At 40.9% G+C, this 11,411-nt stretch carries 11 protein-coding genes and 2 rRNA genes; 4 read left to right on the forward strand and 9 right to left on the reverse strand.

Features of this window, described 5'->3' with window-relative positions; all coding sequences use genetic code 11:
- Positions 1-31: 31 nt before the first annotated feature.
- The 3 genes from H6G08_RS05815 to H6G08_RS05825 form a co-directional block, all read right to left on the reverse strand.
- Positions 32-1,264 (reverse strand): DUF1501 domain-containing protein, encoded by a 1,233-nt coding sequence (locus H6G08_RS05815; protein ID WP_190539545.1) that lies wholly within the window; start codon positions 1,262-1,264, stop codon positions 32-34.
- A gap of 504 nt (positions 1,265-1,768) precedes the next feature.
- Positions 1,769-3,295 (reverse strand): DUF1800 domain-containing protein, encoded by a 1,527-nt coding sequence (locus tag H6G08_RS05820; RefSeq protein ID WP_190539547.1) that lies wholly within the window; start codon positions 3,293-3,295, stop codon positions 1,769-1,771.
- 250 nt (positions 3,296-3,545) lie between these two features.
- On the reverse strand, positions 3,546-3,920 hold the full coding sequence (locus H6G08_RS05825) for a c-type cytochrome (RefSeq protein ID WP_190539550.1): 375 nt from the start codon (positions 3,918-3,920) through the stop codon (positions 3,546-3,548).
- A 208-nt stretch (positions 3,921-4,128) separates the two neighbouring features.
- On the opposite strand from H6G08_RS05825, the gene petG reads away from it, so the two are divergent.
- Positions 4,129-4,242 (forward strand): cytochrome b6-f complex subunit V, encoded by a 114-nt coding sequence (petG, locus tag H6G08_RS37370; RefSeq protein ID WP_071989488.1) that lies wholly within the window; start codon positions 4,129-4,131, stop codon positions 4,240-4,242.
- 124 nt (positions 4,243-4,366) lie between these two features.
- Here petG and rsmD read toward each other — a convergent pair whose 3' ends face one another.
- Both rsmD and hisH read right to left on the reverse strand, forming a co-directional pair.
- Positions 4,367-4,912 (reverse strand): 16S rRNA (guanine(966)-N(2))-methyltransferase RsmD, encoded by a 546-nt coding sequence (gene rsmD, locus H6G08_RS05835; RefSeq protein WP_190539552.1) that lies wholly within the window; start codon positions 4,910-4,912, stop codon positions 4,367-4,369.
- A gap of 117 nt (positions 4,913-5,029) precedes the next feature.
- The gene (gene hisH / locus H6G08_RS05840) at positions 5,030-5,665 is read right to left on the reverse strand and encodes an imidazole glycerol phosphate synthase subunit HisH (RefSeq protein WP_190539554.1); all 636 of its coding nucleotides are present in this window, start codon (positions 5,663-5,665) and stop codon (positions 5,030-5,032) included.
- A gap of 58 nt (positions 5,666-5,723) precedes the next feature.
- Here hisH and H6G08_RS05845 point away from each other — a divergent pair, with 58 nt between their 5' ends.
- Complete coding sequence (locus H6G08_RS05845) at positions 5,724-6,236, forward strand: pyroglutamyl-peptidase I family protein (RefSeq protein ID WP_190539557.1); 513 nt, start codon at positions 5,724-5,726, stop codon at positions 6,234-6,236.
- Between the two features lie 40 nt (positions 6,237-6,276).
- On the forward strand, positions 6,277-7,641 hold the full coding sequence (locus H6G08_RS05850) for a DUF3370 domain-containing protein (RefSeq protein ID WP_190539559.1): 1,365 nt from the start codon (positions 6,277-6,279) through the stop codon (positions 7,639-7,641).
- A gap of 216 nt (positions 7,642-7,857) precedes the next feature.
- Here the strand turns inward: H6G08_RS05850 and H6G08_RS05855 are convergent, their stop codons facing one another.
- On the reverse strand, positions 7,858-8,445 hold the full coding sequence (locus H6G08_RS05855) for an SH3 domain-containing protein (protein ID WP_190539561.1): 588 nt from the start codon (positions 8,443-8,445) through the stop codon (positions 7,858-7,860).
- Between the two features lie 370 nt (positions 8,446-8,815).
- The gene (locus H6G08_RS05860) at positions 8,816-10,141 is read right to left on the reverse strand and encodes a hypothetical protein (protein WP_190539563.1); all 1,326 of its coding nucleotides are present in this window, start codon (positions 10,139-10,141) and stop codon (positions 8,816-8,818) included.
- Between the two features lie 132 nt (positions 10,142-10,273).
- Here H6G08_RS05860 and H6G08_RS05865 point away from each other — a divergent pair, with 132 nt between their 5' ends.
- The gene (locus tag H6G08_RS05865) at positions 10,274-10,852 is read left to right on the forward strand and encodes a Uma2 family endonuclease (RefSeq protein ID WP_190539564.1); all 579 of its coding nucleotides are present in this window, start codon (positions 10,274-10,276) and stop codon (positions 10,850-10,852) included.
- 149 nt (positions 10,853-11,001) lie between these two features.
- Here the strand turns inward: H6G08_RS05865 and rrf are convergent.
- Positions 11,002-11,119 (reverse strand): 5S ribosomal RNA (rrf, locus tag H6G08_RS05870).
- Between the two features lie 190 nt (positions 11,120-11,309).
- A 23S ribosomal RNA gene (locus tag H6G08_RS05875) occupies positions 11,310-11,411 on the reverse strand; the annotation flags it as partial.

Here is an 11,411-nt window from a genome sequence, read left to right on the forward strand (position 1 = left end):
ATAGGGCATAGGGCATGGGGCATGGGGATAATCATGAATTAATTAAAGCTATTTTTTGTGTAGCGGTATAACTGGGCAAAACTTGATTGATGGTGCTTGAAGGAAGCTGCATGTGATCTTTTAACAATGCAGAAATGACATCGCGAAAATCGGTAGCGATCGCTAAATCTCGCTTTTGGTAAAGTTGTTCTGTGGCTAATCCCGGCCATTCTCCATAAACTTTACCACCGCGCACTTTTCCACCCAATACCCAGATGACATTTCCATGTCCGTGATCTGTACCACGGTTACCGTTTTCTTTGACTGTGCGCCCAAATTCAGACATGACGACAATTGCTGTGTTTTGGTAAATTGGCCCCAAGGTTTGCGCCATCACAGCTAAACCATCTCCTAATTTTTTTAGGCGTTGGGCTAATTGTCCTTGACTACCGCCTTGATTGATGTGGGTATCCCAACCACCTAAAGCTATAAACCCTAATTCTACTTTAGAGTCTTTGACCATTAATCGCGCTAATCTTTGGGCATCTCTGGCAAAACCGTCAGGTAAAGGTGCGCCATTATTTGCCATTTTCATTTCATCGGCTAAATCTTTGGCGATCGCTTGTCGCGCCATCCGCCCTTCTTGGTAACTTTGACTTAAGGTATCATTACCATCATAAAGTTTGTCAAATGCTGCACCTACTTGGGGACGATCCACCGACAAGGGATTATTGATTCTTTTCCCCGTTGGTAAACTAGCTACAGACATCTTACCGTACAAAATTCTGGGAATAGTTTCTCCGACATTAATTGCTTGAATCGGTTCTTTGTTGGAGATATTCGCTAATAAACGATTCATCCACCCATCTTTAGTATTTTTTGTCCCAGGAATGCCGTTTTCCATGTAATATTGGGCATCAAAGTGAGAACGAGTGGGATCGGGAGAACCACAAGCATGAATAAACGCCAGACTACCTTGTTCCCATAAAGGTTTTAAGGAACTTAAAGCGGGATTTAAGCCAAAACGTCCATCTAAATCCAGCACTCCCCCTTGTTTACCCGGTTGGGGAATAGCAATATTCGGTCTTACTTGGTAATAAGCTGTTTCTGAGTAGGGAACTACCACATTTAAACCATCAACTCCACCACGCAGAAAAATGACAATCAAGCGTTTTGCATTGCTGTTGTTGTTAGCAGATCTAGCTACCCATGCATTAGTTCCGACGGCGACTAATGCTGAGGCGGAAAACATACCTGCTTGGAGAAGAAAGTTGCGTCTTTGCATATAAATTTAGTTATCCGGTGGAAAGTTGAAGTTTTTTTGTAGAAAGGCAGAGGGCAGATGGCAGCACTTTGACAGGCTCAGTGATCTGGCAGATGGTAAAGATGGAAGGTTGAGGTTTTTGACTCGGATTGTCGAGTTCGGAAGGCGAAGGTTGGTGTTTTTAACTCGGATTGTCGAGTTCGGAAGGCGAAGGTTGATGTTTTTAACTCGGATTGTCGAGTTCGGAAGGCGAAGGTTGATGTTTTTTACGCGGATTGTCGAGTTGTGAAGGCGAAGTTTGATGTTTTTGACTCGGATTGTCGAGTTCGGAAGGCGAAGTTTGGTGTTTTTAACTCGGATTGTCGAGTTATTTATCTTCTCAATCACCTCTTAGGAACTTCCAGAAAATAAATTATCCCATTTTCATAGCAGCAGATTCTTTCTCCTCAGTTTCCTCTGCCTCCTCTGCACCCCTGCACCCTGCCCCCTGCCCCTTTTCCTCTCTAACTCCTAGCTCCTAACCTCTCAACGACGCATAAATTCAGGACTACCTAAAATTAAAGCTGCATGGAGTTGTGGTGGACTAGAAGCGATCGCGCTTTGGGTTTTGCTAGATAATAAATTACCTAATGTATTGCTGAGTTGTCCGCTATCAATGGGGGCTGGTTTGACTTTGACGGCTAATACATCGCCTTTGGGTATATTATTAGCTTGGTTTCTCGGCTCTGGTGAACCGGATAGGGCTAATTTACCACTAGCGATCGCTGTTGCAAAGTTCAAGCGACGAGTCATAGCATAGGAGTTTAACCATGCTTCTTCTGTGTTTTTGTAGCCATCGGGAGTTTGACAACCATAAATCGGCATTCCCGACTGTTGCAGGAAACTCACGAGAGGTTTTGTATTATTAACTTCCATTCCCGTTGCCCGGACTGTGGAAATTACATATTGATAAGGTGTTTTAAATTTAACGTTAAAGTTATTTGCGTCCCAAAACTCGGAACTTTTAAATAGCGTTTCCAAAACAGCGCGTATATTTCCATCAGTAGCTAGATAGCGTTGGGCTAGACGATTAACTAAAGCTGTAGGCGGGCGATCGCTAACAAAATACTGTGCTAATTTGTAGCTAATATGCCGAGCAGTTGCCGGACTCCTGGCTAAAATATCTAAAGCTTGTTCTCCTTCCTCTTCACCACCGCCTTTAATTGTATTTCCGAGAAAAACTTTGTCACTGCCATCGTGGCGCTTGGGGTTAAAGTAAAATCCATCACTATTAATATTGGGCTGATTGGCGCTAGGAATTCCCCAACCTGTAAGAATTTTGGCTAGAGCAATCACATCTTGCTGAGTATAACCACCATCTACCCCAAGAGTATGCAATTCCATTAACTCGCGGGCGTAATTTTCATTTAAACCTTGAGTTTTCCGCCGAGCATTCGGACTACTAGGCGCTGAACTTTGCCAATTATCTAAATAAAATAACATCGCCGGATGGTGAGCCGTTGCGCCTAACAAATCGCGAAACCGCCCCAGAGCATGAGGTCTAATTGCTTGTTGTTCGTAGGCTCCCACCCAGAAGCGATCGCGTCCTTTATTGGCATATACATTAAAATGGTTATACCAAAAGTCCACCATCACCTCTTGCAGTTGTCTCGGACTTTGTGTCGCCCTTAACAAACGTGCTTGCATTGCTTGTTGCAGAATTGCTTTAGCTTTTTGGTCAGCTGCTTTTTTCTCTTCGCGGCTGAGTTTCTCGCCAACTTTCCCATAAGCTAACAATTCCATCGGCTTCAGGTTGAGAGTTTCCATCTGCGCCAATTGATTTTCGAGACTGGCTGATTCTGGGATAGTCTGCGGCGAGAGTTGTTCTTGAATGTAGCGCTCTACACCAATAGACTTAACCCGTTGCACATCTCCAGGGCTAGGCCCAAAACTCAAGCGGTTAATTAAATGTAAAATCTTCGGATCAACAGGTTGAGATGCTGCATTACTAGGTGTAACTCCTAGTATTAAAATTAACAGCGACATGACAAAGAATTTCGGCTTCGCAGTCATAAAGCGATTTTTCACCCATTTGGAAGATGGGGACGAAAATTAGCCAAAAAAGTTCAGTGAATTTTTTGGTTAGTCAATGGTCAATGGTCAATGGTCAATAGTCAATAGTCAATAGTCAATGGTCATTTGTTATTTTCCTTGTCCTCCTTGTCCTCCTTGTCCTCCTTGTCTCCCTTATCTACCGATAAAACCGGAGAAAATAAAAAAGCCACGATACAGAAACGTGGCGTCATGTAAAATTATCAATACTTTATAAAGACTCTAAGTAGCTCAACAGGTCTGCCATTTCTTGGGCGCTAGGTTGGAATTTTGGCATTGGTGGCGTTTCTCCACTAATTACTTGATGAATTAATCCATACCGAGATTTACGCTTAGGAACACCTTGCAAACTAGGGCCGACTCGCCCATCTGCTTGCAAACCATGACAACCGGCACAATTAATTTGAAAAATAGCATTCCCTTGAACGGGGTCGCCATTTAAGGCGAAAACACTCTTGACATAGGGATCGGCAGCTTGAACCATTTGAACACCAAAAATGCACAATGAGATTGTTAGCAGTATGGCCAGAGCCAGCAAAGCCATCTGCTGAATTAGATTTTCAGGTTTGGTAATCTGGTTATCCAAAAGGTTTGTAGTTAAAGTCGAGGTGTGCTAAAAGTTTTTCTTTTCCTACACATAGCTTAAAAGTTCTTGATGCTGTCTGCAAGCACAAAGCACAATTTTTTTGGGGACATTCCCTGTCTAAAATCCTATTGGCAGCCGGATTCACCCCGATTTGGTAAAATCAAAAACAGGAAACGAATGTTTAATAATTGCAAAGAGGAGATTTACAGTGGTTGAACCCCTGCTCTCAGGTATTGTCCTTGGTTTAATTGTGGTTACCCTTTCTGGCCTGTTCTACGCTGCCTATAAGCAATATAAGCGCCCCACTGAGCTAGGAGGCTAGGATTAGGGTATGGGGCATTGGGCATTGGGCATGGGGCATTGGGCATTGGGCATTGGGCATTGATAATTAATGTTTTCTCCTCTGCTTCCTCTGCTTCCTCTGCTTCCTCTGCTTCCTCTGCCCCTCACTCAAAAGTTCTAAAAAATGTCAACCCTGTATTGCCATAAACTTTCTGACGGCAAATTTCCCAATTGGCAATTACTGGAATCACCCAATCTTGGGAACTGTGTTCGGCTGCGAGTTCGCCGTCAGAATTTAAAAGTTGATAATCTGCGATCGCTTCTAATACCGACTGATACAATCCACTAGCATAAGGTGGATCGAAATATATTCTGTCAAACTTTTTGCCTGATAAATTCTTTAGCTGCTGGAGTACATCTCCGCGCAATACTTTCCATTCTTGGTTAGCCTGCGCTACCTGCTGCCAATTTTGTTGAATAATATTACAGGCACGGCTCGATTGTTCAATACCTATGACTAAGCTGGCTCCTCTACACAAAGCCTCTGCACCCATTGAACCACTACCCGCACACAAATCTAACCAGCTACAACCGGCTATCTCTCCCTGCCAAATATTAAAGACAGCCTCTCGTACCCGCGCACTCGTGGGTCTGGTATCTTTACCAGGTAATGTTTTTAGCTGACGATTTCCGTAAATTCTCAGACTCATCTTGCATTAGTCATTTGTCATTGGTTAATTGGTCATTAGTCATTGAGTCAGCAGCAAGAATTATCAACTGACAACTGACAACTAACAACTGACAACTGACACCTAAATAAAATTATATTATGCGGCAACTTCTTCTCGAACTTGAGCAACAAAATTAGACAATATTTGCAATCCGATATTCGATGATTTTTCAGGGTGAAATTGCACTGCCATCAGGTTATCACGAGCGATCGCAGCTGTCACTGTTTGAGTACCGTGGGTAACTATTGCAGCGCGAATTTGCGGATCGGTTGGTTCCACATAGTAAGAGTGAACAAAATACACCCAAGGTTGGGATGGTAAATGCTCCCACATAATACTTTTTGGCTGAGTTATTTCTAGTTGATTCCAACCCATGTGAGGAATCGTAATATCTGGTTCGGGAATAAACCGTTTGACTTTTCCTTTGACAATTCCTAGTCCTGGTTGAGTACCTTCTGCACTCGATTCAAAGAGAATTTGCAACCCCAAGCAGATACCCAAAAATGGTTTACCAGATGCGATCGTATCTTTAATAGGTTGTTCTAAACCGCGCGATCGCAGGTGTTGGACAGCTGGATCAAAAGCGCCTACTCCTGGTAAAACAACTGCATCTGCTTGTTCTATTTCCTTAAAAGAATGAGTGATTTTAGGAGTAGCTCCAGCTTTTTCCAAGCCTTTGCAAACTGAATGCAAATTTCCCATCTCATAATCTACGACCGCAATCACTGGCATTGACCTGCTCCTTGTAAATTTATTATGGAGGCTAATTCTATTTTAAATAATATTTCTTATGAAGAAAAGATTTCTATTAACTTCTTTTGACACTTGGCAAAGCGATCAACTATCAAATTCTTCCGACGATCTATTACTAGAAGTCGCTAAACTTGACAATCTACCCCATCATTTGACTTTTTTACGTCAGTTACCTGTAGATGTGCAACTAGCTAGCGATCGCGTAATTCAAAAAATCACCGAAATCCAACCAGATTGCATTATCTGTTGTGGGATGGCGGCTAGCCGGACGCAATTAACTGTGGAATTTTGTGCTTGTTGCCAAGAAAGAGTTTTGCAAACAGAAGTGGATTTAGAACAATTAGTGGCTGGTGCTAGGGAAATTGAGATTAGCCACGACTGTGGAAAATTTGTCTGCGAGGGTCTTTATTATTCCGTATTAGATCACCTGCGTCAATCCCAAATCCGAGCTAATTGCATTTTTGTTCACGTACCAGTTTTGCAGCCAGAAAATTTGGTAAACATTGTGGCAGATTTCGTATTAATAATTAACAAACTGGCACTTTCATAAATTTGTCAGCGTCTTGATGAGGAAGAAAATAGTTAAATTTATGTTGCCATTGTTACTAAGTTTGAGTCTGGCTCAATCAATTTCGCCTACACAACCACCAGCAGAAGTAGTACAACCACAAATTGTCCGTCCTTTACCAGGGAAACTTGATTCAGTCCCAGTTTTTAATAGCAACAGTCCAGAATTAGTATTGAAGGAAGGAATTTTACTTTCTACATTTCCCCCAGATGGCAAAAAAGTGCCAACAGCGCATTTAAATTTTCCCTTTCAAGGCAGATTTGATGTGTTTGCTCACCATATTGCCAAAGCTGAACCCGCAGATAATTTACGCTCTTTATATTTAGGTATCTTATTGCATAATCCCGGTGCGACTCCAGTAACTATAAATGTATTGCAAGCAGCTAGTTATTTGAGTCAACCAGATGCACCTTTTATTCAGGTACCATCTTTCAGTAACAATATCTTAGGTACAGTTTTTTCTGGCCCAGGCGATCGCATTACTAATGAAGTACTTAGAGGTAGGCGACAAGAAATTTTTCCGGCGCAAATAGTCATTCCCCCCAGGGAAAGTCAGATGTTACTAAATTTACCAATTCCGGTGCAAGGACTTACCCCTCCCCTAAATGGACGCTCTACTTTAATGCGGTTGCGGAGTAACGGTAAAGTTTATGCAGCTAGCCTCGCCATGTTTGCACAAACTAATCCCGATGGTAGCGAGCGATCGCCAACTTTAGCAGAGTGGCAAAATTTACTGAATAATAGTGATGTAGCTGGCCCCAGAGATAAAATCCCCACGCCTTTAGAAGAGACTGGTAAACCCCGCATTTACGGAAGAGTATCTGGAGTCGCCAGTGGTTCTCAGTGGCGCGCCTTATTGGTAGATGAACCCAAAGCCAAATACCTCACAATTCCTCAACCGGGACAAGCCTTATCCTACGCTTTAAGCACGGTGCATGGTGGTAGCTTAGGAACTAATCAAATTCAAAGTGCAACCATGTTGGTGCGCTATCCTGACACCGCATATCGCGCTCATGGCAACTATGGGATTCAATATAGTTTGAAATTGCCACTATATAATAATAGTCAAAGTCCAAAAACTGTCACGGTGTCATTTCAAACACCAATTAAAGAAGATCAATTAGTTCAACCAGGTTTACGCTTTTTCAATACCCCAGCCAAGCAGGTATTTTTCCGGGGTACAGTAAGAGTGCGTTACAAAGATGACCAAGGTAAGGCGCAAACCCAATTTTTTCACCTAATGCAAACTAGAGGTAAAGCTGGAGAACCCTTAACTACATTAAATATGCCAGCAGGCGATCGCCGCCTAGTACAAGTAGACTTTATCTATCCCCCCGATGCTTCCCCACCGCAAGTATTAACAGTTGCAACTCAAGCTGAAAAATAACCATCACCCCCTGGATGTATCCGGGGGCTGTAATTAACGCCGAGATACTTAGTATAAGAGGTCATTTATCAAGTACAAATCAAATTATGCTCAGAAAACCAACCGCAATTTTTCAGTTTCTTTACTGACATTGAAAATGCAAACAGTCTCTCTGAGCGAGGGTTTACCTGATAAATGACCTTTTAGCTAATTTATCCCTAAATTAGCAGCTTGTTATCATTTTGGTCTGTATTCAGTACCGTCAGCACGAAAACCTTTTTCTTGCAATTTCACCTGATTATCACGCAGAATTGTTAGTTCCGTATCAGCCCCAGGAATAAATCTCACTTGATAGGTAGAGCCATCTTTAATGGCAATGTATGTTGTCCAGTAATTCTTAGTATCATTGTTAGGTAATTTGGCAGCCGGAGCGCGTTCTGTAACTTCGGTTTTGTTGTCATACACATTCATATATACCTGATCCTGTTTGTGTATTCTTACCGTTTTTGTATCGGTCACAAAATACACTAAAGTTTGTGCATCTGTAGGATTTTTATCTGGTGAGGGTTTGCTTAAGGTAATTACATCTTCTCTTACCCAGCCAACATCCTTCGCTTGTGTACCAAATTGCACTTTGTACCAAGTACGAGGATCGCCTGAAGGCTTTTGTTTGTCCAAAATTTTCACGCGATCGCCTGCTTTTCCTTGGCGTATAATATTACCTTCCTTAATTACAGGAGCAGAACGAATATTCACAACATTCGTGTTACTAGTATTAGTTTTCAAAACACCTTCACTGGGGAGAACTTGGTTGGAGTTTGTCATATTATTACTCAGCCAAATTGGATAGTTTTGATAATGGACGCTTCAAATGATACTACTGTGCCGCCAAATAGGGAAAAAATATACTTAAATTTCTTAATAATCTACGCAGGTGTGAGAATGTTTCTGAGTCGGTAGTCTAATTTCTTAACCAGAACAATAGCTCTAGATTTTTCAGCCTCATTTCAAGACAGCTAAAACAAGAAAATCCCATAACCAAACATGAAAATCTCTCTTTCTTCCCAGTCAACAGTCAACAGTCAACAGTCAACGCTATTTTCAAGCTAGCTAATCACGGTAAAATCCCACAACTAAACATGAAAATCTCTCTTTCCCATGCCCAATGCCCAATGCCCATTTTACCGCTAGTCAATTATTTAAAACCCTTTGCAACTTTTTTCTGTACCTTACCTTGTGGTTTAGATTTTTGCACTTCTCCTAAAGCTGCTTGAAATAAGTTATGCAGATGTACAGGAACGCTAGCAATTTCTGGTAAATCTGGCTCTAGAGGTTTGTTAAATTCTTGTAATAGAGCATCTAAATCTCTACTTAACTGAAAATCACCACGTTGCAAAACTGTTTGCAGTACATTTTCTAATGTATGAGGATATTCTTGGGCTAATCGATACCAAATAAACGCATTAATGCTTTTATCTTCTAAATAAAAGCGAATTAGTTTTTGCGCACCTTCAATATTTTGCCAATCTGCTGTTGATAAGATAGTTTTTACTTTACTATATGTTGGTAAAAACATTTGTCCCCAACGAGGATGAGAAATAGCTGTCACCTGTTCTGCTTTCTTCAATTCAGCAGGTAAATCAACCTTTGGCATTACCATCTTACTACTGCCATTATTCTTAAATATTTCTGATGCTACATTGGCATCAGCACCCATTTCTTTAACTGCTGCTTTGATTTCTTCCTCATTAATTCCAGCTTCTTTTACTAATTCATTGAGAGGTTTAGAAGTATCAATACCTGTAGCTGCTAAATATTTTTCAGTAATTAATTCTTGGAACTCAGCGATTTTTTTATTTAGTTGATATCCTGGTAGTGTAATTTCATCTTTACCAAAAAAATCCACAAACTGCTGATGATATTGGACAACTGATTGCCAAGCTTCTGCTAATAAATCTGGTGCATCGCTGTAAAGATGATTTTTATATTCTTCTTTAAAATTACCAATAGCTACAGCCAGTTTAGGTTTACCCAATTTACCCATAATTGTATAGTTACTAAAAAATGTCCAGTAACTATCGGTAACAGGAGAAATCCGAGTTAACAAAATTTCTCCTTCTTTAAACCGAGATGTTTCTTGCAATATTTGAGCATTATTGGGTTTAACGATGTAATATTTATCCGTCAACCAGTTCCTTAACTCAAAGCCATCAGCTAATATTTTCGTAATGGCAAATAAGCCCATAAAACTATGATGCCAAGAGCTAATTAAATTGCGATCGCTCTGTGGTAAATCAGGATGGCTATCAATAAATAATTCTAGCGGTGACTTATCGCTTACTTTGCCTTCTGTAATAAAGCTATCAATAACTAAATCTTGCTGTGTACTGTTACCGTTACCACTGCGTAGCTTTCCAGCAGCATAGGTTTCTAAGGCTTGTGCTAAATCACCTTCTGCGTCCAAAACAAAATCTACCACAGCTTGTTTGAGTGCGTGCGATCGCTCTAAAATTGCATCCACAAGTTTATCTCTCTAACCAACAGAGGTAGACTATAGCTTTTGAGACTATTAGCGCATCTAGCAATAGCTAGATTTATAAACAGCCGTTAGTTTCTCTTAAACTAGATATAAGGCATCACAAGGTAACTATACATGGTTGCAACTCCAAACTCTACCTATATTTCCCCAGAAGACTATCTCAAAGCAGAAGAAAGTAGTCCCATTAAACACGAATATAGACAGGGATTGGTTTACGCAATGGCGGGAGCAAGTAACGCTCATGTAGTTATTTCTCTCAACATGGCTTCAATGCTGAGAAATCATTTGCGCGGCAGTGGATGTCAAACTTACATATCAGACACCAAAGCACATATTGAATCAATTAATATCTATTACTACCCTGATGTCATAGTCAGTTGCGATCGGCGAGATAGAGAATTTGACAATTTTTTACGTTATCCTTGCTTAATTGTAGAAGTTCTATCACCTACAACAGAAGCTTTTGATCGTGGTGATAAATTTGCTGACTACCGAAAAATGGAGTCCCTTCAGGAATATGTGCTTGTCAGTCAAACCCGGATGAACGTAGAGATTTTTCGCCGCAACCCAGAGGGACAATGGGTACTTTATACTTATAGTCCAGGGGATAATATACACTTGGTAAGTGTTGATTTTAATTGTGCGATCGCAGATGTGTATGAAGATGTTACTTTTGAAGGTTCTCAATCTTAGGGCTAAAGTGCGATCGCTTAATCTTGATTTGTCGATTGCTCTAAAGATCGAAATTAAAATCGAAATTAAAACTGATTGGGTGACTTAAAAATTGTCACAAACAAAAAACCCTCTCTTGATTAAAAGAGAAGGCTTTTCGTATAATATTGCCCTGGCATCGAGCTATTGTAGCAGGAGGCAACCCTCAAACTATCGTCGCCGCAGCAGCGTTTCACCTCTGAGTTCGGGAAGGGGTCAGAGTGGTTCCACCGCGCAATAGACACCAGGAAAACCTGTGGGAATTCAAAATTCAAAATTCAAAATTCAAAATCAAGAAAAAAGAATTTTAAATTTGAAGTTTCAAAACCCTGAAGACTGCAAGTAACGCGAAATTCACCAAAGTTTAATTCAAAGCATCAAAACCCAAACTTCAGTCTTTAATTTTGAATTTTGCATTTTGAATTTTGAATTGATTTGTGAGGTCAAGCCCTCGGTCTGTTAGTACTCCTCTGCTACATGCATTACTGCACTTCCACATAGAGCCTATTAACCTGTAATCTACAGGTGACCTTACCTACTA

The organism is Calothrix anomala FACHB-343, assembly GCF_014696435.1.
In the GTDB taxonomy this organism is placed as follows: domain Bacteria; phylum Cyanobacteriota; class Cyanobacteriia; order Cyanobacteriales; family Nostocaceae; genus Aulosira; species Aulosira anomala_A.